The following is a 25,469-nucleotide window of genomic DNA, read 5'->3' on the forward strand; positions in this document are numbered from 1 at the left end:
GAAGTCGACGACCTGGTTGACGAAATCCTGGATGCCCGCGCCGCTGCCCTTGGACTGATAGTCGACCCGCACGCCCTTGTTCGCGGCGCTGAAGTCCTTGAACCATTTGGCGTAGATGGGCGCGGGAAAGCTCGCGCCCGAGCCCATGAGCTTGACGTCCGCGAACGCAGCGGGCGAGAAGGCGACCGCCGAGAGGCCGCCTGCGATAGCGACTGTTTTCAAGAGCGATGAGATGCGCATGAGTCAAGAGCCTCCGGGACGGATCGTGTGGGATGTAATGGAGCAGCCGAGCGCGATTGTCCCGAAAGTGTCTGCCAAATCCGTGACGCCGACGTGATGATTGCGTGACGGTTTTGCGGCAATTCGAATTGCCCTGCGGGTTCGATCAGGCCGTTTCGTTTCGGGAGAGCAGCCGGATCCAGCTCGGCCGCCCGACGTTCGCCCGATACAGAAAGCCGGCGACCACGGCGGTGAAGGGTGCGACCGTGATGAGCCCGAAGCTCCCGACCAGGATGTTGAGGGTCTCGGCAGCAACGAAAGGCGCGTTGAGAATGTTCTCGGCCGGGAGGCCCTTGGCCATGAAGAGAAGGAACATGCAGATATGACTGCTCGAATAGGCGAGCAGCAGCGTGGTCGTCATGGTGCCGATGACCGCACGACCGACGCGGAGCCCCGAGGCGATATGCTCCAGGACGCCGATGTCCGGCTTACTCAGCTTGATCTCGTCCATGCTTGCGGCGATGTCCATCGCCAGATCCATGACCGCGCCCGAGGAGGCGATGAAGACACTGGCGATGAAGATGTCGGTCAGTCGCAGCTCGTAATAGCCCGAGTAGAGGAGCGCCTCTGCGAAGGGTCGGATGGCGCCGTGCAGATTGAAGGCTTGTGCGAACCAGACGGCGAGTCCGCAGGTCAGCAAGACGCCGAGCATGGATCCCGAGAAGGTCGCAATACCGCGTCTGGACAGTCCGCCGACCGAGAAGGTGACGACGCCGGTCAGGACGGCGACCACCGCGAGACCGGCCGGGATCGGCGGATAGCCGAGGAGCAGAAGCGGGAAATAGAGCTTCCAGAGCACCAGTGCGGCAAAGACGAAGGAGAGTGCGGCCTTCAGTCCGGTGACCCCGGCAACCCCGATCAGCAGGGCCACGAAGCAGCCGATGAGCAGCAATTGCATCTGTAGTCGATAGTAACCGCGGGCCATGCCGTGGGCCGGCTGCCCGTCGAGGAGGTCGTACTCGACCAGGATGACCGAGCCCGTTTCGTAGAATTCGTCGAGCTCCAGCTTGCCGGTGAGCATGTTGGTGACGGCGATCTCCTCGCCCTTGGCCGGGCCGTCGAGCAATCGGACGGACAAGACCTGGGCCTCGGTCTTGATGATGAGGTTGGTGCGGACGCGACTGTTGTCGACGTCGACGATCAACCCGCGCGCATGCAGTCCGCGCTCGGCCGGCGGGCCGGGCGGTGCTAAATCGAGGTTGAGCAGGAGGATGCAGACGACGGCGATGACCGCGGCAAAAAGCCATTCGCGACCTATTCTCGACACGGAGCGATACCTCGGATCTGGACATTCGGAAAAGGAAAAAGGCGCCGCGAAGGCGGCGCCGAGAGCAGGCGGGTTCGATCTGACCCGTCGTCGCGATTACGGACAGGCCTTCGTGACCGGTAGCTCGGGCAAGCGCATGATCTTGGCGAGGCGCTTGGCGATATCCGTGTTGTCGTAGAAGCCCGCCAACCGAGCGGAAGCCCATCCTTGTGCATACAGGGGCACAGGAACGCCGGTGTGGGAGTAAGAGGTCCAGCCAATGCTGGCGCGCTCGTTGAGCAGATGGGTGATGGTGACGATGACCGGCTCGTAGCCGCCGTAGAGGAGCTTGTTCTCGTCCGTGCTGTTGTCGTTGGCGTCGCACATGGACTCGTCGTAGGCGTCTTCGAGCTTCTCCTTCTGGTAGACGTTGAGGTCTGCCCAATCCATGCCGAAGACATCATTGATGAGTCCGAGCATGACCGTATCCCGCTCGAGATTGTCGGGAGCCTTCCAGGCGTCGCCTGCACAGAGTGTCTCGCTGTTGGCGGCCTTATGCTCGGCCCATTGGTTCGCTTGAAAGTGCTCGTAGCTGTTCTTCTGACCGAGCAAACGATCGTAGTAGGCCGTATAGGCGGTTGTCGCATGGCCGATGGTCATGCCGCCGGTCTCGTGATCGCCCGTGACGACGATGAGTGTTTCGTTCGGATGCCGGCTGGCGAACTCGATGGCGACCCCGACCGCGGCGTCGAAATCCAAGATGTCGCCGATATTGGCGACCGCGTCGTTCGCATGCCCGGCCCAGTCGATCTTGCCGCCTTCGACCATCAGGAAGAAGCCTTTGCGAGCCGAGCCCCGTTCCTTGTCCCAGCGCTTCTTCGGGCGATCTTCGAGATTGGCGATCGCGACCTCGACCATCTCCTTCAGCGAGAGATTGCCCTCCGGGCGGTCGATGGCGTAGGGCATGGCCGAGCTGCCATCGAGTGTGGGGTTGATCGCGACCACCTTCTCCATCGGTTGGGTCTTGAGAGACAAGATGGACGTGCGGTCGTTGAGAACCGTATAGCCGTTGGCGCTCAGCAGATCCCAAATGTTGTTGTCGGTATCGCCCGAGCGCGCTTGTCCCTCCGGTGCGACCAAACCGCCGCCGCCGAAGAACTCGTACCCGCTCTCGGTCAGCTGAGTCGCGATGTTGTTCATCAAGCCGCGATTTGTCACGCTGGCGTAATAGGTGGCCGGTGTTGCGTGATTCAGAGAGACGCTGCTGATCACCCCGACCTTCCTGCCGCTTTCGTGGGCGAGCTCGGCGATGCTCTTGTAACAGACCGATTGCGTCTCGGGGTCCATGTTGATCACGCCGCTCTTGGTCTTGAGCCCACTCGCGAAGGCCGTAGCCGAGGATGCCGAGTCCGTCATCAAGGCGTAGGCATCATAGGTCGTCTGCATGCCCGCAACGGGCATTTTGGTCATGTTGAGCCGGTTCTCGGGGCGCATGAGGTCTTCCGCGACCGTCGCTTTCCCGCCGTTGATGGTCGTCAAATAGGCCTCGGTGGCTTGGATTTGGGTGTTCGACATGCCGTCGCCGAGGAAGAAGAACACATATTTCGGCAGCGCTGCGCTTGCCGATGTCGCTGCTGCAAGCAACGCCGTGGCGGACAGACTGAGGATCAATTGTCGGTGTTTCACTTGCCTTCTCTCTACATCTCGTCATAGTTGGCCCTGGATGGACGGGGCCGGCGGACCGTTCGAGGGGCGACCGAGGTGTCGGGCGCTTCCCGATCGGCACGGCGCAATCTACAGAAAGACCCTTGCTTTCTTGTGACAATATGGCGAAGTTTCCACGACGTCTGCTGCTGCTTCTCCTAGTCCTGTCGGCGCCTTTGCACGCGCAGATCGATACCGTTCCGGACGGCGCCGGGGCACTCGGCTCCGAAACAGGTGCCGCACCGAACGTCCCCTCGGCCTTGCAGCCTTGGATCCCTTGGGTGCTGGAAGGCGGTCGCGAGGGGCAGGATCAACGTGCCTGTCCGATCGATCCGGCAGACGGCACACGACTCTGCGCCTGGCCCGGGCGTCTGGCGTTGGAGCTGAGCGGGGCGGGCGGAACATTTGCTCAGGCCTGGCAGGTCCTTGCAGAGTCCGCGGTGCCGCTGCCGGGCGACGCGGATGCCTGGCCGCTCGAGGTCGAGGCGGACGGGGTCGCACTGCCGGTGGTCCAGCGTGACGGCCGGCCGACGGTGACGCTTGCGGCCGGGGTCCACCGGGTGACCGGGCGCTTCGTCTGGGACCGTCCGCCGGACGCTCTTCTCATCCCGCCCATGATCGGGTTGGTCGCCTTAGTGCGCGATGGCCAAGCGGTGCCGACGCCGCGACTCGATCGGACCAACCGTCTTTGGCTTGGCGACCCCGCCGGGTCCGAGATCGAGCGCTCGGGGGATCGGCTCAGCCTCGAGGTCTACCGACGCATTCAAGACAGTCTGCCTCTCGAGGTCCTGACCCGGCTTCGAGTGGAAGTGTCCGGAGGCGCGCGCGAGGTGCGGCTTGGTCCCGTGCTCTTGTCCGGCGGGATCCCCTTGCGGATCGACAGCCCTTTGCCGGCGCGGCTCGAAGAGGACGGGATGCTGCGGGTGCAGGTGCGCCCCGGACGCTGGGCGCTGGATGTCGTGGCGCATCACCAGGGCGACGTGTCCGAGCTGTCGCGTCGCGAGACCGCCGCGCCCTGGCCGGAGCGCGAGATCTGGGCCTTTGCCGCTGAGCCGGTGTTGCGGCGGGTCGAGCCGTCCGGCCTCGATGCGGTGGATCCGCGCCAGACCGGGATCCCCGAGGAGTGGTCGCGTCTGCCGGTCTATCGGGCCGAGCCCGGCGCCGTCCTGCGTCTGACCGAGCAGGCACGGGGCGATCCGGATCCCGGGCCGGACCGTCTACGCCTGGATCGCGAGCTTTGGCTCGACTTCGACGGCAAGGGCTACAGCGTGCAGGATCGCATCCGAGGCCAGCTTTCGCGCGGGTGGCGTCTGGACGCCGGTCCGGCACTCGCGCTGGGTGCGGTGACCGTCGACGGCCGTCCGGTGCTCATCACGCGTCTGAACGACGCCGCGTCGCCGGGGGTCGAGGTCAGACGGGGCAGCCTGGATGTGGTCGCCGATGCACGGCTCGAGTCCGCACCCGGACGGGTTCCGGCCTCCGGCTGGGCGACCGAATTCGAGAACGTCGACGCGCGTCTCTATCTGCCGCCGGGTTGGGATCTCCTGACGGTCCAAGGCGTCGACAACCTGCCGAGCACCTGGGTCGGCCGCTGGAGCCTGTTGGATCTCTTTCTGGTGCTGATCACGACGCTCGGTATCGGCCGGATTTGGGGCTGGGGTTGGGCGTTGCTTGCCCTGGTCACGCTGGGTCTGACCTGGCAGGCGCCCGGTGCGCCGCGTCTGATCTGGCTGAATCTGCTCGCCGCCGCGGCCCTGCTGCGGTTGATCCCGGACGCGCCCATGCGCACCGGTTTGCGACGTCTGCGGAGCCTGGCGACAGTCTATTTTCGACTGGCCTTGTTCGGGCTCTTGGTGATCGGACTGCCGTTCCTGGTGACCGAGGTCCGCGACGGGCTCTTCCCTCATCTGGAGCGCCCCTGGATGGCGTTAGGGGAGGCGGGATCAGGCACTCAGACCGCGGCTCCCGCACCCGCATTCGAGCTGCGCAGCACCACGGACATGGAGGCAACGTCGAAACGCGAGCGTCTCTCCGATGCCTTGTCCGAACCCGCTGCTCCGATCCCCGAGCCCATCGATCTCATGGATCCCGATGCGCGCCTCCAGACCGGAGCCGGTATCCCGGACTGGCGGTGGAACAGCGTCGATCTGCGTTGGAGCGGATCCGTCGGCGAGGATGAATCGGCACGACTTTGGTTGCTGACACCGACCTTTACTCTGGCGCTTTCGCTCCTCGGCTCCGTTCTCTTGGTGCTGCTCGGTCTGCGGTTGGCCGGGCTCCTCGGCAGTCGCGGGACCCGGGGTGCGGGTCTCGCCCTGCTGGTCGCCTTGGGGCTGGGGACGGCGGTCGGTACCGAGCCGGCCTCTGCCGAGGACCTCCCGAGCCCCGAGCTGCTTCAGGAGCTTCGCAGCCGTCTGCTCGCCCCGCCGGACTGTTTGCCGCACTGTGTCGATCTGTCCCTGATGGTCCTCGCGGCGGATCCGGATCGGCTGGTGCTCGATCTGACCCTGGATGCCGCGGTCGCGGTCGCGGCACCCGTTCCGGGCGGGGCAGGGGGCTGGCTGCCGACCGAGATCCGCGTGGACGGCGAGCCCTCGGACGGACTGCGCCAAGACGCGGCCGGTCGGCTCCTGCTCCTGCTCCCTGCCGGCCGACATGAGGTCAGGCTCGTCGGCCCGCTGGCGAGCCGCGATCAGGTCGAGATCCCGCTCCCGATGCCGCCTCGGCTGATCCGGGCCACCGTCGAGGGCTGGAACCTCGAAGGGCTGGATGCGGACAGGCGTGCCGGTGCCCAGATTCGCTTGGTCCGCGTCTCCGAGACCGGCGCCCCGCAGGAGGTGTCGCTCGCTCAGGGTGCTTTACCGCCACTGCTGCGCGTCGAGCGGACCCTGCGGATGGGGATCGACTGGCGTGTGGAGACCCGTGTGCAGCGTTTGTCGCCGAGCGCGTTTCCGGTCTTGATTCCGGTGCCGCTGCTTCCGGGCGAGTCGGTGCAAACACCCGGGGTCCAGGTCGAGGGCGCAGCGGTTCTCGCGGACCTGCCCGCGGGGCGATCGGAGGTGACCTGGGCTTCGCGCCTGGAGCCGACCCGCGAGTTGAGCCTGGTCGCTCCCTTGGATCCGCGCCTGAGCGAAGACTGGCGTCTCGACGTGGGACCGCTCTGGCATCTGGAGTACGCTGGCATCGCTCCGATCCATCGGCTGGGTCCGGACGATCGCCGGCTGCCCAACTGGCGACCCCTCCCGGGCGAGGCATTGGTCCTGACCCTCACCCGACCGCCGGGCGTCCCGGGACCGACCTTGACCATCGATCGCGTCGACGCGCGCGTTGAGCCCGGCCAGCGCGGAACCCTTTCGACCCTGACCCTGGCGATCCGCAGCAGCCAAGGCGGCAGCCATGTCGTTCGGCTGCCGGACGCCGCCGAGCCGATCGCCTTCAGCCTGGACGGCCGCAGCCTTCCGCTGCCCGACACGGCGCCGGAGGTCGAGCTTCCGCTCACACCCGGCTCCACTCGGGTCGAGCTGACCTGGCGCGAGGCGCAGCCGCTGACCTTCGGCTACCGCCCGAGCGTGCCGGATCTACGCAGCCCGGCAGTCAGCCTGAATCTCGCGCTGAGCCTGCCGGATGATCGCTGGGTGCTCTGGACTTGGGGGCCGCGGATCGGACCTGCCGTGCTCTTCTGGGGGATCCTCCTGGTGTTGGTCGGGCTGGCCGCGGGGCTGGGTCGCAGCCGCTTGACACCCTTGCGCGTCCACGATTGGCTCCTGCTCGGCATCGGCCTCATCCTGGCTCAGGTCTGGGTGGTGTTGCTGGTCATCGGATGGCTCTTCGCGCTCGGTCTTCGGCATCGCCTGGACCCGCTTGCCCGTCCGGCCTGGCGTTTCAACCTGATTCAGGTCGGGCTCGTGGTCCTGACGCTCGTCGCCCTGGCGGGCCTCCTCGGCGCCGTTCAACAGGGTCTGCTCGGCACGCCCGAGATGCAGATCATGGGGAACGGCTCGACCGCGACCATGCTGAACTGGTATCAAGACCGCGGTGGACCGATGTTGCCGGAGGTGTGGGTGCTCTCCGTCCCCATGTGGGTCTACCGTGCACTCATGCTCGCTTGGGCACTCTGGCTTGCGATGCGGCTGCTGGACTGGTTGCGCTGGGGCTGGGAGGGACTTTCCAAGCCTCTGATCTGGCGCGAGCTACCCGCTGCCGAGCGGAAGCGGTCAAAGGCGAAACGCACGCCAGATGCGGAGGAGATGCGGCTGGATCTTTGAGCCTAAACCGCGTCCAGAGTGAAACGCGTCGTTTTCATGTTGTGTCGGGCTCAAGGATAATTCCGGCCTTGGCGGTGACGCGGTTTAGAATTTAATATTTTTTATTAGGTTAAACTGCGCAAGCTCCGACAGTTGTCGGAGCTTGCGCAGCCAAGCCAACAAACAACGCATGCGGTACCAGGCGCGGTTTAATTAAAGAACAGTTGAACCGCAAAGTTTGCGTTTCCGCATGCCAATTCAGGTCGACCCGGGCTCGTCAACCATCGTGGCGTCGACCGCCCGCCAAACGAGGCGTTCGTGCCCGATGCCGACGATGGCGAAGGCATGCAGATCCGTCAAGGCATAGCGTTCTCGCAATGCGGCACCATAGCGTCGGGCTTGCACCTCGGCCTCGTCGAGCTTGGCGGCGACCGCGGGCAGGGCGGCGAGCGTCTCGCGCGAGTGAGTGCGGACCTGCTCGCCGCTGAGCCCCAACGCTTTGAGTCCGAGGTATTTGAGCTCCAGCAGCAGATCCAGCGCCCGGACGCGGCGCATGTCGGGGCGCACGATCAGGGCGAGATCCACATATCCGCGCTCGGTCTCCAGCTCCGAAACCATCATGTACAGCCGGTCGTTGAACAGGAGCGTGAGGAAGGCGGTCTTCAGCAGCAGCTCGTTGCTCCAGCGGTAGTCGCGGTTGGAGAGGATCTTGAAATAGCGTTGTTCGATGAAGTCGCAGATCGGTGCAAGGTCGGCCTGCAGATAGACCGTTTCGGATCGCCGCTGGATGGTTTCGCGGTCGTCGTAGGTAGGGAGCCACAGCTCCTGGAGACGCTCGACATAGAGCGCGCGCGCGACCAGATTGGGGATCGCCAGGCGCAGTTTCCCCAGCACGCCCTCGCCGGCCAGGGTCATGATGCCGAAATAATAGAGCAGCGAGGCCATGAAGGGCTGATCCTTCACCGCATGGAGCATGTCGGCCACGCCGAAGCGCCGCGCCAGTTGCGGGATGGTCACGCCCTCGGCGTTGCTCAGGGCCTCGATCAATAGGGCCTCGCCATGCGGCAGTCGCGCGATATAGACGAGCTTCGCGCGGTCCATCGCCAGATTCTCGTCGAGCATCCGGCGCGGATAGCGTCCGCGTTTGTCGAGATGTTCGAGGAAGTAGAGGCTCAGAGTCGGATTGTAGATCCGAGCCTCGGCATCTTCGCTGAAGCGATAACCGTTGTAGAAGGTGCGCATGGTATCCAGCGCCTCGGCGTGCGACCAGTCGGCGCCGTCGCTTGCCAGAAGGGTCAGGACGGATGCGATCTCCGGCTCGGTGAAGCCGCACAGGTCGTTGAGCTCGGGCTCCAGATAGATATTCTTGGCGACGTTGTAGCCGCTGGTCATGTCGCTCAGGACGACCGGCGAGACGCCCGTGATGAAGACTCGATCGAGCCCTTGGCCACCGGCACCGGCCTTGACCGCCTTGAAGACGGTCTTCAACAGACCTTCGCCGTAGAGCAGCGCTTCGTATTGCTCGCGCCTCGCCATCAAGACCTCGTTGGCGAAGTTGTCGTATTCGTCGATCAGCAGATAGAGCTTGTGCGGGGTCTGCGAGACCACTGTCAAGGCCGACTCGAAGGTTGAGATGGCGTTATCGGCGTGCAAGACGATGGGCGTCGTCAGCTGGTCTGCATAGTCTTGCTGGAATCGGAGGATACGGTCGTTGATGTGTTGGTGCAGTGCCGCCTCGATGTCCCGAACCTCGCCCTGCGCCTTGACCAGTGAGAAATCCCACCGCATCACGAAATAGCGGCTGTGAGACGGCGTGGGGTCGCGACCGATGGCGAGCGATCCGAACAAGGCGTCGAACTGCTCGGCCCGGCCGAGATCGTAGTAGCATTCCAGCATCGACAGCAGCAGGCTTTTGCCGAAGCGTCGCGGGCGGATGAAGAGCAGTTGATCGCCCGAGGCTTCCAGCAACGGGATGCGGTCGGTGCGGTCCTGGTAGAAATAGCCTTCTCGGATCAGCTTGCCGAAGTCGCTCAATCCATAAGGGAATCTCATGGCGCACCTGCTCCGGGTGGGTGGATCGTGCGTCGAACATAGCACGCTTCGATGCGGTGTTGGAGGCGCTCGGGGCACCTGTCCGAAAGAGCGACTCGGGTGATCGGCGTGTCGTTTCAATCGCAATGAGGATGATCGTGAGTCGTTTGGTCGTGTTCAGCTTCTTCCGCTATTCGGGGTTGCGTGTCCCCGATGCCTTCCTGCGGATGGGCTTTCAGCGCTTTCTGATGGATCGCCGTCTGCTGGCCGGCCGGATCCGCCTGATGGGCTGCGGCGGCGGCGATGGATTTTCCGTGGTGCCGGATCTCGGTGCTTACTGCCTGATGCGGGTCTTCGCGGATCCCGGCGACGAGGCGCGTCTGCGGCGGTCCCGCTTCTACCGAGCCGTCGCCGACGCGAGCTCCGAGCAGCTTCACTTTACGCTGAACCCGGTGTCGGGGCGAGGAACCTGGGGCGGCGAGGCGCTCTTCGAGTATCGAGGCGGACAGCAGCCGGACCGGCCGCTCGTCGTCCTTACCCGTGCGCGGGTCGCCCCGACACGGGCGCGCGCCTTCTGGAACAGCGTCCCGGAGATCCGCCGCCAGCTCCGCGAGACGCCGGGTTGCCCCTACCACGTCGGATTCGGAGAGCACCCGCTCTTGACGCTCGCGACCTTCAGCGTCTGGGAAGATCTCTCCCGGATGCAGGCGTTCGCGTATCGGACCACCCCGCATCATCGGGCCGGCCGCGCGTCCAGCCAGGAGGATTGGCTCAGCGAGTCGATGTTCGTTCGCTTCGCGATCGAGCGGATCGAGGGCGATCTCGAGCGTTATCCTCGCCTCGCTGCGCTCATGGAATCGCTAGAGCGAAGCGCGAAACCCATCTTTTCGGCGGCGCCACCCCGATTGGGCGTCTGAGCGGGGTGGATGGGTTTCGCTGCGCTCTACCCATCCTACCGGTTTCGGTTTCCTTTAAGCGTTTCCCAGGAAAAATGTGTTTCAAATCCTAAACCGCGTCCACCTCCGACCTCGAGGGGTTCAGCCTTCCTCGATCTCCAACCGAAAGATCGAAAATCGCTCGGGACGCGGTTTAGTCTTAGAAACCCTCGGTCGAGGTAAAGAGCCCCACCCGAAGATCCTTGGCCGTATAAATGGTGCGTCCGTCCACCTGCACCACGCCGTCGCCGATACCAAGCGCCAGCTTGCGTGAGATGACACGCTTCATGTCGATGTGATAGGTGACCTTGCTCGCGGTCGGGAGCACCTGTCCGGTGAACTTGACCTCGCCCACCCCGAGTGCACGCCCGTGCCCCGGATTGCCGATCCAGGCCAGATAGAAGCCGACGAGCTGCCAAAGTGCATCGAGCCCGAGACAGCCGGGCATGACCGGGTCGCCGGGAAAATGGCACTGAAAGAACCAGAGCTCGGGCTTGATATCCAGTTCGGCCAGGATCTCGCCCTTGCCGTTGGCGCCGCCGAAATCGGCGATGCGCAGCACGCGATCCATCATCAACATGTTCGGCACGGGCAGTTGGGCATTGCCCGGACCGAACATCTCGCCGTATCCGCAGGCGAGGAGCGCGTCGCGGTCGAAGGAGGCTTCTTTAGTCATTTGGGGTGAGGTCCTGTGTGTCTTGCGGTTCCAGGGTTTCGAGAGCCTCCAGCCTCCAGCCGCCTGCCTCCGGCTTCGTTCGAGGCGGCGGGGCGGTATGGATTGCACGCGAGGCGTTCGGTGTTGCGTTGCCCGTGCGAGAGCGCGAGGATCGCTGGCGGCTGGCGGCTGGCGGCTGGCGGCTGGCGGCTGGCGGTTGAAATCAGCCCGCCCGAAGCCGCGCCGACACCCAGCCGACGATCTCCTCGATCGGGATGACCTGCGTCTCGCTATCGTTGCGGCCCTTGTACTCGACTTGACCGTCGTCCAGCGACTTGTCGCCGACCACGATGCGGTGCGGGATGCCGATCAGCTCCATGTCGGCGAACATCACGCCGGGGCGGGCGTCGCGATCGTCGAGCAGGACATCGACCCCGGCCTGCTTGAGATCCTCGTAAAGCTGATCCGTCGCCTCGCGGACGCGATAGGATTTGCCGAGCTTCATCGGCAGGAGTGCGACCTGGAAGGGCGCGATCGGCGCCGGCCAAGAGATGCCGCGCTCGTCGTGATGCTGTTCGATCGCCGCGGCGACCACGCGCGACACCCCGATGCCGTAACAGCCCATGGTCAGGGTCGTCGCACGGCCGTCCTCGCCGAGCACGTTAGCCTTCATGGCTTGGCTGTATTTGCGCCCGAGCTGGAAGATGTGTCCGACCTCGATGCCGCGCGCGATGCGCAGATGGCCCGAGCCATCCGGGCTCGGGTCGCCGTCGATCACGTTGCGCAGATCCGCGATCTCGGGAAGCGGCAGATCCCGGCCCCAGTTCAGCCCGAACCAATGCTTGCCGTCCTGATTCGCGCCGGCGCTGAAATCGCCGGTGACCGAGACGGTGCGATCCACGATGCAGGGGATCGGCAGATCCTTTGGGCCGAGTGATCCGGGACCGGCGCCGATGACCTCGCGGATCTCGGCCTCGGTTGCCATGCGCAGCGGCGCGGCGACCCCGGGCAGCTTCTCGGCCTTGATGGCGTTGAGCTCGTGATCGCCGCGCACCAGCAGGGCGACCAGAGCGGACGTGCTCTCGGCGGAGGCGGCGACGACAAGGGTTTTGACCGTGCGCTCGATCGGCTGAGCGAACTGCTCGACCAGATCCGCAATGGTGCGAGCGTTCGGGGTGTCGATCAGGCGCGCGGTCTCCTGCGGCGCCGGGGCGGCTTCAGCCAAGGCGAGAGCCTCGGCCAGCTCGACGTTGGCCGCGTAGTCGCTGCTGTCGGAGAAGGCGATGGCGTCTTCGCCGGAGTCCGCCAGCACATGGAACTCGTGCGAGGCGTTGCCGCCGATGCTGCCGGTGTCGGCCTGGACCGGGCGGAAATCGAGCCCGCACCGACTGAAGATGCGGCTGTAGGCCGCGTGCATCTGCCGGTAGGTGTCTTCGAGCGAGGCGTCGTCGAGATGGAAGGAGTAGGCATCCTTCATCAGGAACTCGCGCGCGCGCATCACGCCGAAGCGCGGCCGGATCTCGTCGCGGAACTTGGTCTGGATCTGATAGAAGTTGATCGGCAGCTGCTTGTAGCTCTTCAGCTCGTTGCGGGCGAGATCGGTGATGATCTCCTCGTGTGTCGGGCCGAAGCAGAAGTCGCGCTGATGGCGGTCGCGCAGACGCAGCAACTCCGGGCCGTACTGGTCCCAACGACCGGATTCCTTCCACAGCTCGGCGGGCTGCACCGCAGGCATGGAAACCTCCAAGGCGCCGGCGCGGTCCATTTCATCGCGGACAATGCCTTCGACTTTGCGCAGGACGCGCAGCCCCATCGGCAGCCAAGTGTAGAGCCCGGCCGCGAGCTTACGGATCATGCCGGCACGCAGCATCAAGCGGTGACTGGCGATCTCCGCGTCGGACGGGGTCTCTTTGAGGGTCTGGATCGGAAACTGGGAGGTGCGCATCGGCAGTGCTATCGGCGGCGTAAAGGCGGGAAGTGTATTGTTCAACCAGTGTCGAAACAACCGCGTCATGCCGAGCGCCGAAGGGACCTCGGAGCAAATCCAGTCGATAAGCAGGCTCGCGGGATGTCGGATGCCCGATATACTTGCCGAATGCGCTGTAGGCTCGACAAGCATCACCTCAATTCCGTCGCAAATCCGAATCGGGTTTGCGACGCGCGGGAGCCGATCGCGAGATGACAACGGGATTGGATGATTCGGGTCGCACGCAGACGACGCCTTTGGAAAACCGGCGCACCCAACGACGCATCGCCGTGCGCATTCCGATTCAGGTCTATCTGCCCGGCATGGATCGACCCATCACAGCCATGAACCAGGATATCTCCTGGGGAGGTGCACAGTTCGTCGCGGTCGCGCCGTTCGATGCGTTGTCCGGCACGCTGCGCCTGGTTTTTCCCTGGCGAGGGCGCGACAGGGTTGCCATCGAAGCCCGCGTTGTGCGGGCGCAGCGCCTGGAAGCCGGCCACTATCAGGTTGCGGTTCGTTTTGCGAGCCTCACGCCGAGAAGCCAGTCCAGGCTGGAGAAACTGCTGACGATGCTCGACGTGGCGGACGGGGCTGGCGAATCGCCCGCAGCCCCGCTGGTGCGCGAGCTCGAGGTTGCGGTCGACGATGCCGGTGCCATGCGCGAAATGCTTGAGCAGATCGCGTCCGGACAGCTGAGAATCACCGTTTTCGAGGCATACAAGGCCGGTCAAAGCATTCGCTTGGCGATCCGTGGCGCCGAGGACCTGCCGGGTGTTCGTCTGAGGGCACGCGTGCTCGAGGTCTCGCGGGTAAAGGTCGACGGATTCGCCCAATCGGAGCTCTTCAGCCTCGAGCTCGGATTCGAGCATCCGCAGTCTGCGATCACGGCGTTTGTGGAGCTTTTGATCGCACAGCTCCCGCCGGTCCGAAATGATCCGGAATCCAGTCTCGCAGGTGCACCGGATTGGCTGCGCGCGATGCATCTGGCCAGACCGACGGAGGATCTGTCGCACCGCGATCGAAGCGATATCTCGGTCTTGGAGTCGCGCTATCCAGACGCGTTGAGGAGCCTCGTGGTGGCTTGGGGAGACCCCGAGTTGTTCGACTTGGCGTTCCAAGACCTGACGCTGGGCAGTCGGGCCGAGCCGGGAGGTTGGCCTGCGGATGCGTGGGAAGAGCTGGGCCTTCTCCAGGATGTTCACGACAGCGCCTACGGACTGCCTACGAACCGACTGAGTCCGCTCCGTCCGACGCGTTGTCGTTGAGTCGGCGTATTGGCCGGGTGCCGCGGGTGCGGTCCAAGACGCAGGCCGCTTCGGCTCGGCGGCTTGCTTGACCGGTCGCGTCGATCGCGGTACCTTCGACCGCTTTTGAACCCTTTTGGGACTGATCGGAGGTCACCGAGGTGGCACTGTCTGAAGCGCAATCCGTAGGGGCTGACCCGGAGCGGCCGGAGCGGAGTGGTGTCGAGCTGAGCGGGGCCGAAATCGTCATTCAGGCGCTCGCCGACGAGGGCGTCGAGTTCGTCTTCGGCTATCCAGGCGGCGCTGTGCTGCACATCTACGACGCCCTGTTCCGGCAGGAGTCCGTCAAACACATCCTGGTGCGCCACGAGCAGGGGGCCTCGCACGCGGCGGATGGTTACGCGCGTGCGACCGGCAAGTGCGGCGTCTGTTTGGTGACGTCGGGTCCGGGTGCGACCAATGCGGTCACCGGTATCGCGACGGCTTACATGGACTCCATCCCGATGGTGATCCTGACGGGTCAGGTGCCGACACCGGTCATCGGCAGCGACGCCTTCCAAGAGGTCGACACGGTCGGTATCACGCGGCCCTGCGTGAAGCACAACTTCTTGGTCAAGGACGTGCGCGACCTCGCGGTGACCATCCGCAAGGCATTCTATATCGCGATGAGCGGTCGGCCGGGACCCGTGGTGGTCGATATCCCGAAGGACGTGACGGATCCGAACATCAAGATCCCGTACGATTATCCGCGCGATGTGAAGATGCGTTCCTACAACCCGGTGCTGAAAGGGCATCCGGGGCAGATCCGCAAGGCCGTCGATCTGATCCTCCAAGCCAAGCGGCCGGTCTTCTACACCGGCGGCGGCGTGGTGCTCGGCGAGGCATCGGCGCAGTTGACGGATTTCGTCCGCACGACCGGCTTCCCCGTCACCAGCACCCTGATGGGGCTCGGCGCCTATCCCATGACCGATCCGCAGTTCATCGGCATGCTCGGGATGCACGGGACCTACGAGGCGAACATGGCGATGCACGAGACCGACGTCTTGATCGCCATCGGCGCGCGCTTCGACGATCGGGTCACCGGCAAGATCGAGCACTTCTGCCCGCATGCGAAGATCATCCATGTCGACGTGGATCCGTCCTCGATCTCGAAGAACGTGAAGGTCCATGTCCCGATCGTGGGGCAGGTGGCCAACGTGCTCGCCGATATGCTCAAGCTCTATCGCGAGCTGGCCCCGCGCTCCGACGAGCAGCCGGTCGCCGCTTGGTGGACGAAGATCGCAGAGTGGCGCGGCGTGGATTGTCTGCAGTACGACCGCAACAGCGCCGCCATCAAGCCGCAGTTCGCGGTGGAGACACTCTACAAGGTGACCGACGGGGATCTCTATCTGACCTCGGACGTCGGCCAGCATCAGATGTTTGCCGCCCAGTTCTATCCGTTCGATAAGCCGCGGCGTTGGATCAACTCGGGCGGCCTCGGGACCATGGGCTTCGGCCTCCCGGCCGCGATGGGGGTGCAGTTGGCGTTTCCGGATGCGCAGGTCGCGTGCATCTCCGGGGAGGCGAGCATCCTCATGTGCATCCAGGAGCTGGCCACCTGCCTTCAGTACGGGCTGCCCGTGAAGGTGATCCTGCTCAACAACGGCTACATGGGCATGGTGCGTCAGTGGCAGGAGTTCTTCTACGAGAGCCGCTACTCGAACTCCTATGTCGATGCCCTGCCGGATTTCGTGAAGCTTGCCGAGAGCTTCGGGCATGTCGGCATGCGTGTCGACCGGCCGGCCGATTTGGAGGCCGCGATGACCGAGGCATTCGCGATGAAGAACCGCCTCGTGTTCATGGATGTCATCGTCGATCCGACCGAAAACGTCTATCCGATGATCGCCGCCGGCAAGGGCCACCACGAGATGCACCTGGCACCGAGTCTGTCGGATCGCGAGCTGGCCTAGACCGCGTCCCGAGCGAAAGAGATCTTAAGACATGAGACACATTATTGCCGTGCTGCTGGAGAACGAGGCGGGCGCGCTCTCGCGCGTCGCCGGACTCTTCTCGGCCCGTGGCTACAACATCGAATCCCTGACCGTCGCTCCGACCGACGATCCGACCCTCTCGCGGATGACCCTGGTCACCACGGGCAACGACGACGTGGTCGAGCAGATCAAGAAGCAGTTGAACAAACTGATCGACACCGTGAAGCTGCTCGACCTCTCCGAGGGTCCGCACATCGAGCGCGAGATGATGATGATCAAGGTGCGCGCCGAGCGGCAGGACCGCGAGGAGCTCAAGCGTCTGACCGAGATCTTCCGCGCGAAGATCATCGATGTGACCGATACGAGCTATGTCATCGAGTTGACGGGGGCGTCCAAGAAATTGGACGCCTTCATCGGTGCCGTGCCGGAAGGGCTGATCGTCGAGGTCGTCCGCTCGGGGCCCACCGGCATCTCGCGCGGCGACAAGGGCTTGACCATTTAAACCGCGTCCGTGTACGACATGAGCCGTTTTCCTGTGAGTTCGGATTGGCGCCTGTCTGTTGTCTCTGCGGCGGACGCGGTTTAAGTGCTCAACAAGGGTCTTGGATCGAGCGGCTTGTGCGGTTGCGGTTCACAGTTCCGGATCGGACCCGAGTGAGCGCCCGAGGGCTGTTCGCCTCCCGATCCGCCTCCCAACATTTCCAGCTGAAGGATTCACCTCAATGACCATCAACGTGTATTACGACAAAGACGCCGACCTCTCGCTCATCCAGGGCAAGCAGGTCGCGATCATCGGTTACGGCTCGCAGGGCCACGCCCATGCCAATAACCTGAAGGATTCCGGCGTGTCGGTCGTGGTCGGCTTGCGGCCCGGTTCAGCCTCCGCGGCCAAGGCGGCCAATGCCGGGCTCGAGGTTCGCTCCATTGAAGAAGCCGTGAAGGGTGCGGACGTGGTGATGATCCTGGCGCCCGACGAGCACCAGGCCGCCCTGTATCGCGAGCAGGTCGCGCCCAACATCAAGCAGGGTGCCGCGCTCGCCTTCGCCCATGGCTTCAACGTCCATTTCGGTCAGATCACGCCGCGCGAAGATCTCGACGTCATCATGATCGCGCCCAAGGGGCCGGGCCATCTGGTGCGCTCGACCTATACCCAGGGCGGCGGCGTGCCTAGCCTGATCGCGGTCCATCAGGATGCAACCGGGCAGGCCCGCGACATTGCGCTGGCCTATGCTTCGGCCAACGGCGGCGGGCGTGCCGGCATCATCGAGACCAACTTCCGCGAGGAATGCGAGACGGATCTGTTCGGCGAGCAGGTCGTGCTTTGCGGCGGGTTGACCTCGCTGATCAAGGCCGGTTTCGAGACACTGGTCGAGGCCGGGTACGCGCCGGAAATGGCCTACTTCGAGTGTCTGCACGAGGTCAAGCTGATCGTCGACCTCATCTACGAGGGCGGCATCGCCAACATGCGTTATTCAATCTCCAACACGGCCGAGTACGGTGACCTGACCCGCGGTCCGCGGATCATCACCGACGAGACCAAGGCCGAGATGAAACGCATCCTCGGCGAGATCCAAAACGGTCAGTTCGCCAAGGAGTTCATCCTCGAGAACCAGGCCGGCGCGGCGTCCATGAAAGCGATGCGTCGACTCGGCGAAGAGCATCAGATCGAAGAAGTCGGCGAGCGTCTGCGCGACATGATGCCCTGGATCCGGGAGAAGAAGCTGGTCGACAAGTCCCGCAACTGATCAACTGCAACCCGCTTTCTCTCGGGATCCGATCGTTCGGATCCCGAGAGGCACGAAAGGCCATGCACCCGAGATGCATGGCCTTTTTTATTCAGCTCGCTATTGTTGTACTGCGCATGTCGAGAGTCCGCCTATTGCGGTGCCCGTCGCAGGCACTGGCTTTGCTCGGCGAATGAAGCAACCCTATGTTTTCTCTGTAAGCATCGGTGCGCGGCTTCGACCACTCATCAGCAATGCATCATCGCTGCCGACGGAATCCATTCGTGTTTGTCTCGGGAGATAGGTCGCGGGCGACGCCATTCCGAGCATGCATCCATAGAGAAACGACCAACCCGTCATCGCACCGAACAACTGATACGTATACGTCATGACACTGCTCCTATCGAGCGACGCGATCGCAAGGACGCCCTTTCCGGCTCTTGCTCTCGGTCGCGATCGGCAGGTCGAGCGGTGGGAGGTGTCCCGGTTGACGGGGCGATCGACTCCGACTCCGCTGTTCCTGTCCCCTGTGACTAAAGCCTATGTCAGCAAGAGGAATGCAGACGCGACGTGGGTCTCGTTCCCGAGGGAGACTTGCGGAAATCCCGAGCGGGTTCTATCCGATCGGACCGTCAGCGTTGCTCGGGGGGCAGCGCCATCTTTCCTCTGGCCGAGAGGTCTGAGCGGCGGACCTTGGCGATCTTTCGAACCTGTCCGACCATCGGTTTCAACTCTTGCGCTGCGGCCCAGGCTTCTTCGACCGTGGCGGCCTTGCGTGCTTGATTCGGCGCGGATTTGAATTGAGGCTTATGAGGTTCATGCAGGATATCGGTCATTGGAAGGATCCCCGTTGTGATTGTGCACCAGAATACTCTGTTTTTGTAGCGGCGATCTATTCCGATCGCCGATGGTCGGTATCGGCTTCGGGAATGCTTGGCTCCCTTTCCCATCCAACGCAAAGCCGGGAAGAGGCCGACGCGATCATCTGCCGGAGCTCGGCGCCCCGATCACGTAAAAAAAGCCCGGCTGGCGCCGGGCTATAAAACGTCTCGCTTGAGTCGAGACAGGGAGGACACGCAGTAAAAAGGGGTCGTCGAGGCTGTTGAGGCAGGCGCTCGGAGATGTTGTCTCCGACGCGGTGCGGATCGAACCTCCGCTCTGCCTCGTGCCATCGCACGCCGCCCGTTGGGCAGTTCAATCGGTTGGCATCTTCACCATTCGGCTGACCTGGATATCGGAGGTGAAGACGACACCCATGTGTTTATTGAAAAAGGGCGTCAATCCTTCCAGGATCGGACCGACAAGCTCCTCGGGAACGGCGGTAACGATCATGACGAGCACCGAGTCGTCATTGAACATCAGATGTCCCTGGTGCACGCCGTGAGTGCCTTTTCCGGAGAGATTGTGAAGGATCGTATAACCGCCCGCGCCCGCGCGATCGAGTAGGTCGACCACGAAACCTCGTTGCTCGCCTTCGACGATGATCTCGAGCTTCTTCATCGCAGTGACCGAGAGTGCGTTCATGGCGATGCCTCCAGCGTTGCAGCGCGTTTTCGACGTCTCCGAGCTGCTTCGGCGCCGACGGGTCGGTCCGCCCCAGTTCTTCGGTCCGCCCGGGTTCTATGGTTCGGTCCGGGCGGCCAGGGCTGTGCGCTCCAGCGACCATGCTCGAAGACAGAGACGCGGTCGGTCACGGGATCGAGGACCAAGAGACGAACCCAGCCGTTCTGCACCAGCTCGCGCACTTTGAAGACCTTGGCCAAAGCTCCCTCTACGCAGGAAAGGGGCGCCTCGATCAGGGTGATCAATCGCATGGGTTGATGATAGGGGCGCTCGCCCTTCAGCACGGTTTGTGCCGGAAGACCCGTGCGCAGGTCGCCGACGTTGCCTGTCATCACACCGAAGCGGCCGACCACGTTGTGGTAGATCTTGCTGCCGCTTCCGTAGACATCGTTGTCGACCGCCGAGAAGTAGTGCTCCAGGTTGATCCATTGGGCGACGATCAGAGGGCCGGAGAGGATGCCGACCAGCAGCTCGCCTGAAGGGTCATGGAGGTGGTCATAGGAGTGCAGAAAGGCGCGACCCTCGAGATCGAGTGCACGCGTGAGGTTGCGGCTGCCGATGATGAAGGAGGCGTTCTTCGATAGACCCCATTCCGGGCGCACCTGTGTCCAATCCAGGGCGTGGCGCTTGACCCGGCTCGCGGCCGTTTCGGGAGAATCCACCCCGATCTCCTCCAGCTCGGCGCAACGTTCCTGAGCGCAGAGTCGGCCGGCGGCGGATAGGTCCTCCTGGATGCGGGTAAGCTGCGTCAACCTGCCGGGCGGCAGCTGCTCGATGTCGTAAAGAGACGTTTCGTCGGTGGTCGTGTCGTGCAGGGCAGGGATGAACCAGGTCTCCTCCGGAATCCGGATGCCCCGCTCGGCGAGCTGTTCGCGCACCTCGCGCCGATTGGCCATCGCCGCGAAGATGCGGGCATTCACCAACCCCCGGTCGCCGCCGCAGGCCCCGCAGTCCAATGCCGATTCGTAAGGGTTGTTCTGCGAGCTGCTGCCATGACCGACCACCAGAACGATCTTCGCGAAGCCCTCGACCAGGCCGATCGTCTTGAGGAGGTTGCCGACCAACAGGGCTTGGAGCTCGATCCGAAACCCGATCCGCGCCAGATGCTCCAGCTGAATCTTGGCCTGCTCCGGATTCAGACCGTATTCCAGACGCAGACTGGTCAGGAATAGGGTCTCGGCAGCGGCGTCGAGATCGAACCGTCGGGCGAAGTCGCTCCGTCCGCAGGTGTTCCCGAGCGCAATCTCGCGCAGCTCGCGGATCATGCCGGTCGTGACGGCCTCGCGCTTCACCCCGAAATGTCGATCGACCGCACGCACGACCATCTCCTCCTGAAGCGTCGCGATGAGATCGAGTGCGTCGTCTCTGGGGATCTTGTCGATCATCAGTCGGGTCGGCTGTTTGCCGTTGTCGAGCGTCTTGCGCCAGCTGTTGTAGGCGGCAGGCGCCAGGGTCTTGCCGACCATGTCGAAGCCGAACAGCAATCCGACCGCCTCGACCGTGATATAGGGCGCGAGCACGGTGCTCTTGAGATCGTGCACGACCTCGGTGGCGAGGTGAAACAGCGAATGCCCATCATGCTCGTGCCCGCCATGCCGGTGCGGCATCTCCAGCGCGACATTGTTCGGCGTGACGATGGCCGGACAGAGCGCGGCCTCGTGGCCCTTGCCGAGCTCAATGAAGTTCACGGGAACCCCGAAGAAGCCGGCCACACCGTAGGTCTCGTAATGACCGAGCTGCTCGAGCCGGCGCCGCAGCCGCTCGGAACGCACATCGATGCAGAAGAGTGCCTGGATCTCGGAGCCGTCGCGGCGCGGCTCGTTCGAGACCGGCTGCACCGATGGATCCGCCGTCCTCGCGCGATGTTCGGCCAGCTTGGCGAGCAGGGCGCGGGCGTAGGTGCGTTCCAGCGCCTGCATCCAGACAAAGCCTTCCTGCGACCTGAAGGCGTAGACCGCGTCGATCATCTGGCGCAGCGCAGCGGAGCGCTTCCCGGCCAGCTCAGCGCGCGGGATGCCCGCACGCCCGCAGAGCTCCTGCAGGCGCAGCGCACGCGTGGCCGCCTCGCGCGCGGTCTTCTCGCGCTCGTAGTCCTGAGAGAGTGTCTTGATTCGGGCGGCGTCGCCGCTGTCGAGCGCGACCTCGACCCGATGGGCATAGTCCGGGAGGATGGCGCCGGAATGCAGCTCATGGCGCAACAGGCATTCGTGCGGGCGCTCCTCGAGGCACCGGACCCAGGCCGGGTAGCGGAAGTCACGCTGGTGTTGTTTGGCCGCCTCTTCGATCAAGGGTAGCGAGAGGACGAGTCGAATGGCGATGAAGTCGACCAGGTCCGCCGGATTGCGGTCCTGCCAGTAGTAATCTCGTGCTTGAGCACGCCAACGCACAAAGCCGGCCCAGCCATGGAGCTTTGAGAGTTCGAGGGCGAAATAATCCATCCAGAGTCGCTCGGGAATCTGCAGGCCGGTCATGACCAGATGGATCGCCGCCTCGGGTTGATCCACCTGCGCGAGGATTCCGCCGACATCGAGCCCGTGCAGACGCAGACGACGGTTGCGTTTGGCGATATGGCTCCAGGCGCGGAACATCCCTTGCCGGCGGCCCGGCATGCGCCAGACGGATTGCCCTTCGTCCAGGAAATCCATGCAGCCCTTGATCTGCAACTCGTTCAGGGTCGCGTTGATCCGGGCGCCGTAGAGTCGGTCGACGAGATCGTAAAGCGTCCACCGAACCCCGATCAGAGCCGTGTCGAGCATCTTCATGGCTGGTCCGCCGACGGGCGAAGCCGGGCCAGGATCGCTTCCGTGCTCGGATAGGCGTTGCCGACACTCGGTTGATCCATCCGTGTCATCAGCGTCACCAGGATACGGCCGAGGTCGAGCCCTTCACCGTCGTCCTCCGAGGCATCATGACGGGGCACCCAATCCTTCAGAAACTCCGAGACTAGGTCTTCGATGATGTCCGGATCGATGCGGCCTTCGCGCATCAACGCTTGATAGTCGGTTCGGCGCAGATAGCCCCGTGCGTGGAAGAGTCGGGTCGCCAGCTCGACCGCCTCTTCGAACGGAAGGTGCTCGAACCCGTTCAGTGGATTGTGATGGATGAAGTTGCGCATCGGCCACATGAAGGGCAGGAATTCTCCGGCGACCGTGACCATAGAGCGGATCTTGAGCGTGCGCCCTAAATCGGGTCCTGTCGGGGTCACTGTCGTACGTTGTGTCGTATCGAGGGTCGTTGGATTGATTGAAGGCGCGGCCTCGCCGTTCGTTCTCGTCACAGTGAAACCTCCACCAGTAGGATTCCGAAGATCCCGAGTGCAACCATGCCGCTCCCGACCCCGATGCCCCATTGCGGATCCAGGTCGCGATAGACCAGATCGTCCCGCGGAACGCCCCAGACGATCCCCGTGAGCAGGTTGACACCGGCCCAGGTCCACAACAGCCAAGATAGACAGATGGGCAGCAAGACCACGACCTCGTCGGCGGCGACCCCGCCGAACGCAAGCGCCGCGATGGCGAAAAAAGACGGCGAGAAGGGAACCGCGATAGCCGTCAGCACGGCGAGCACGAAGAGGTGCGAGAACCAAGGCATGCGGCAGCAGAGTCCCGGATAGAGCCCGCTGCGCGCGATCCCGAAGCGCTGGGTCAACTGGTCCAGCATAAAGACAAGCGGCAAGAGCGAGACCGAGAGTCCGATTGCGGGGAGCAGGGGATCCACGCCGTAGGCGATGCCGATCCAGATGAGCGCGAGCGTCGAGGTGAAGAGGTGGGAGATCCAAATCTCCCCGTCCTTCGCGCTCAGGAGACGAAAGGCGTAGAGCAGGGAGGTCATGCCGCCCCAGACGCCGAAGAGGGTCAGAACGCGAGGATCCGGAGCACCGAGGCGCATCGCGAGCGTGGCCAATCCCACCCCGATCATCGGAAAGACCAACAGCAGCCCGGTCTTGAATCCGGGAACGCGACGCCATTGCGGGCCCTGGCCGACCTCGGCGTTCAACCGGCTCTGCAAGAGCGAATTGGGCAATACGCTCAGGGGGTAGAGCGGCAGGAAGAGCCCGGCGAGGAGGAGCAGCGCCAGCGTCATCTCACACCCAGCGCATCAGTGCATTGAGGCGGCGCGAGCGCGCCAGCATGGACCCGGCCAGGCGTCCGTAAAGGTCTGCGATATAGAACTCGCGTGACATCAAGGCGTAGATCGCCAGATAGAGGTCACGATAGCGACGCGTGAGCGGCTCCTGCCTAGCGGTCGACCAGAACACCAGCAACCAGCCCGCCGCAATCAGGGTGACCAGAACGAGCATCAGGACCGTGAACATCGGTGCCGGCAGCGATGCCGCCCGATAGAGCGCCTCGCGGAAGGCCGGATCCGGATAGAGCAAGGTGTCGATCGTATGCCCGACCAGGACATAGGTCAGGATGACCAGGGCAAACGACAGGATGACATAGCCCAACAACTTGAAGGGTTGCTCACCGCCGATCTTATAGACGAAGAATAGGGTTTGAGCGCCCGTGATCCAGCCGAAGAGCAGGAGGATGATGGCCCCTTGGTGCGCAAGGAAACCCTCGTCGACGACTTGATGTGCGGCGACCACGATAAGCAGCGGAGCCGCGATGGTGATCCCGGCGAAGACGACCCACGACAGGGGCGGTTTGGGTACCTTGCGCTCGACCATGAACTTGTAGATCTCACCTTCGGGCAGATTCGGATCCTTGCGGGCACGCGCGATCAGACTGCCCGAATCCAGGAACAAGGTCGCCTTGAAGACCCCATGGGCGATCAGATGAAAGATCGCCAGCGAGAAGGCGCCGAGACCGCATTCCATGACCATATAGCCCATCTGACCCATGGTGGAATAGCCGAGGGCCTTCTTGATGTCGCTCTGCATCAGCATCATCACCGAGCCCATGATGGCCGTCGTCAGCCCGACCAGCAGAGCGATCTGTAAGACCGAATCGGTCTGTACGAAGACCGGAGCGAAGCGATTGATCAAGAAACCGCCCGAGTTGACGATGCCGGCGTGCATCAACGCCGACACCGGTGTCGGGCCTTCCATCGTGTAGGGCAGCCAGGTGTGGAAGGGAAACTGGGCCGATTTGGCAAAGGCCGCGAGCAGGACCAGCACCCCGACGGTCTCGCTGATGGGGAGTCCGAAGACGCTGGTGCGTGCGGGATCGGCTGCGATCGCATCGAAGAGGACGGGAATACTCAGGGTGCCGTAGCTGTAATAGAGCAAAGCCGCTGCCGCCATCAAGGGAAGGTCGCCGATGCGGTGCGTGATGAGTGTCCAGAAGGCGTAGCGATTCGCGGCTTCGCGGCGGGTATCGTGGTTGAGCAGAAAATAGAGAATGATGCCGATGGAATGCCAGGCGAGCAGCAAGGTCAGCAGATCGCCGGCCAAAACCATGAGCATGATCATGGCGTTGATGGTGTCCAGCAGAACGAAAAAGCGTGTATAGGCGGGATCATCCCGCATATAGCGTCTGGAATAGAGATGGACGATCAGACTGATCGTGCTCACGGCCAGCGCCATCAATGCCGCGAGCGAGTCGAAATACAGCGAGAAGAGGCTGATACCGAGGGTCGCGAGCTGGCCATGGCCCAGTGCGATCTGCTCGATGAACAATCCGAGCGCAAGGACGAAGATCGCCAGGCTGAAGCCAACGCTAATCCCCGAGACGCGCTCGCTCAGTCGCTTGGCGGAAACCAAAACGATAAAGGCAGAGACCAATCCCAGGATCGGGAGCAGATAGGCGGCGTATGCGATCACGTCGTTTCAGCTCTCCAGGTCGTCCGATGGATCGCGTGAGGATCGGCTGGTGAGGTGTCGATCGTCATGCCGAGCGCCGCATGCGCCGGCGTGCGCGGGCGGCAATCCGTTTTTGCAGTGACCTTTTCATCTGCGGTA

At 63.6% G+C, this 25,469-nt stretch carries 18 protein-coding genes; 6 read left to right on the forward strand and 12 right to left on the reverse strand.

Annotated elements, in window-relative coordinates:
• The 3 genes from GPT33_RS00720 to GPT33_RS00730 all read right to left on the reverse strand — a co-directional run.
• A partial coding sequence (locus GPT33_RS00720) for a substrate-binding domain-containing protein (RefSeq protein ID WP_296804900.1) occupies nucleotides 1-240 on the reverse strand: 240 nt, incomplete at its 3' end.
• A gap of 145 nt (nucleotides 241-385) precedes the next feature.
• The gene (locus tag GPT33_RS00725; protein ID WP_296804902.1) at nucleotides 386-1,546 is read right to left on the reverse strand and encodes a YibE/F family protein; all 1,161 of its coding nucleotides are present in this window, start codon (nucleotides 1,544-1,546) and stop codon (nucleotides 386-388) included.
• 96 nt (nucleotides 1,547-1,642) lie between these two features.
• Nucleotides 1,643-3,211, reverse strand: coding sequence for an alkaline phosphatase (locus tag GPT33_RS00730; RefSeq protein WP_296804904.1), 1,569 nt, complete (start codon nucleotides 3,209-3,211; stop codon nucleotides 1,643-1,645).
• Nucleotides 3,212-3,351: 140 nt separating this feature from the next.
• On the opposite strand from GPT33_RS00730, the gene GPT33_RS00735 reads away from it, so the two are divergent.
• On the forward strand, nucleotides 3,352-7,494 hold the full coding sequence (locus tag GPT33_RS00735; protein WP_296804906.1) for a hypothetical protein: 4,143 nt from the start codon (nucleotides 3,352-3,354) through the stop codon (nucleotides 7,492-7,494).
• Nucleotides 7,495-7,731: 237 nt separating this feature from the next.
• On the opposite strand, the gene GPT33_RS00740 is transcribed toward GPT33_RS00735, so the two are convergent.
• Nucleotides 7,732-9,525, reverse strand: a complete 1,794-nt coding sequence (locus tag GPT33_RS00740; RefSeq protein ID WP_296804908.1) for an AAA family ATPase — start codon at nucleotides 9,523-9,525, stop codon at nucleotides 7,732-7,734.
• A 137-nt stretch (nucleotides 9,526-9,662) separates the two neighbouring features.
• On the opposite strand from GPT33_RS00740, the gene GPT33_RS00745 reads away from it, so the two are divergent.
• Nucleotides 9,663-10,421, forward strand: coding sequence for an aminodeoxychorismate lyase (locus GPT33_RS00745; RefSeq protein ID WP_296804910.1), 759 nt, complete (start codon nucleotides 9,663-9,665; stop codon nucleotides 10,419-10,421).
• Nucleotides 10,422-10,599: 178 nt separating this feature from the next.
• Here GPT33_RS00745 and fabA read toward each other — a convergent pair whose 3' ends face one another.
• Nucleotides 10,600-11,115 carry a 3-hydroxyacyl-[acyl-carrier-protein] dehydratase FabA gene (fabA, locus tag GPT33_RS00750; RefSeq protein WP_296804913.1) on the reverse strand — a complete coding sequence of 172 codons (516 nt, stop codon included), beginning with the start codon at nucleotides 11,113-11,115 and terminating at the stop codon, nucleotides 10,600-10,602.
• Between the two features lie 202 nt (nucleotides 11,116-11,317).
• Nucleotides 11,318-13,039: a proline--tRNA ligase gene (locus GPT33_RS00755; protein WP_296804995.1), complete on the reverse strand. Its 1,722-nt coding sequence runs from the start codon at nucleotides 13,037-13,039 to the stop codon at nucleotides 11,318-11,320.
• A gap of 233 nt (nucleotides 13,040-13,272) precedes the next feature.
• Here GPT33_RS00755 and GPT33_RS00760 point away from each other — a divergent pair, with 233 nt between their 5' ends.
• The 4 genes from GPT33_RS00760 (at nucleotide 13,273) to ilvC (ending at nucleotide 18,022) form a co-directional block, all read left to right on the forward strand.
• Complete coding sequence (locus tag GPT33_RS00760; protein ID WP_296804916.1) at nucleotides 13,273-14,328, forward strand: PilZ domain-containing protein; 1,056 nt, start codon at nucleotides 13,273-13,275, stop codon at nucleotides 14,326-14,328.
• A gap of 146 nt (nucleotides 14,329-14,474) precedes the next feature.
• The gene (locus GPT33_RS00765; RefSeq protein ID WP_296804997.1) at nucleotides 14,475-16,256 is read left to right on the forward strand and encodes an acetolactate synthase 3 large subunit; all 1,782 of its coding nucleotides are present in this window, start codon (nucleotides 14,475-14,477) and stop codon (nucleotides 16,254-16,256) included.
• Between the two features lie 31 nt (nucleotides 16,257-16,287).
• Complete coding sequence (ilvN, locus tag GPT33_RS00770) at nucleotides 16,288-16,779, forward strand: acetolactate synthase small subunit (RefSeq protein ID WP_232407831.1); 492 nt, start codon at nucleotides 16,288-16,290, stop codon at nucleotides 16,777-16,779.
• A gap of 226 nt (nucleotides 16,780-17,005) precedes the next feature.
• Nucleotides 17,006-18,022 (forward strand): ketol-acid reductoisomerase, encoded by a 1,017-nt coding sequence (ilvC, locus tag GPT33_RS00775; RefSeq protein WP_232410640.1) that lies wholly within the window; start codon nucleotides 17,006-17,008, stop codon nucleotides 18,020-18,022.
• A gap of 611 nt (nucleotides 18,023-18,633) precedes the next feature.
• On the opposite strand, the gene GPT33_RS00780 is transcribed toward ilvC, so the two are convergent.
• From GPT33_RS00780 to GPT33_RS00805, 6 genes are all read right to left on the reverse strand, one after another.
• Nucleotides 18,634-18,837, reverse strand: a complete 204-nt coding sequence (locus GPT33_RS00780; RefSeq protein WP_296804921.1) for a hypothetical protein — start codon at nucleotides 18,835-18,837, stop codon at nucleotides 18,634-18,636.
• Nucleotides 18,838-19,195: 358 nt separating this feature from the next.
• Complete coding sequence (locus GPT33_RS00785; RefSeq protein WP_296804923.1) at nucleotides 19,196-19,525, reverse strand: P-II family nitrogen regulator; 330 nt, start codon at nucleotides 19,523-19,525, stop codon at nucleotides 19,196-19,198.
• Complete coding sequence (locus GPT33_RS00790) at nucleotides 19,522-22,326, reverse strand: DUF2309 domain-containing protein (RefSeq protein WP_296804925.1); 2,805 nt, start codon at nucleotides 22,324-22,326, stop codon at nucleotides 19,522-19,524. Before GPT33_RS00790 ends, GPT33_RS00785 begins: the two co-directional genes overlap by 4 nt.
• A complete protein-coding gene (locus GPT33_RS00795; RefSeq protein ID WP_296804927.1) occupies nucleotides 22,323-22,841 on the reverse strand; it encodes a putative inorganic carbon transporter subunit DabA in 519 nt (172 codons plus the stop codon). Before GPT33_RS00795 ends, GPT33_RS00790 begins: the two co-directional genes overlap by 4 nt.
• Entirely contained in the window at nucleotides 22,838-23,647 is an 810-nt protein-coding gene (locus tag GPT33_RS00800) for a hypothetical protein (RefSeq protein WP_296804929.1), read from the reverse strand. The genes GPT33_RS00795 and GPT33_RS00800 overlap by 4 nt, the downstream gene beginning before the upstream one ends.
• Before the next feature lies 1 nt (nucleotide 23,648).
• Nucleotides 23,649-25,331, reverse strand: coding sequence for a proton-conducting transporter membrane subunit (locus GPT33_RS00805; protein ID WP_296804931.1), 1,683 nt, complete (start codon nucleotides 25,329-25,331; stop codon nucleotides 23,649-23,651).
• Between the last annotated feature and the right edge of the window lie 138 nt (nucleotides 25,332-25,469).

The sequence above is a fragment of the Thiocapsa sp. genome (assembly GCF_011390875.1).
Classification (GTDB): domain Bacteria; phylum Pseudomonadota; class Gammaproteobacteria; order Chromatiales; family Chromatiaceae; genus Thiocapsa.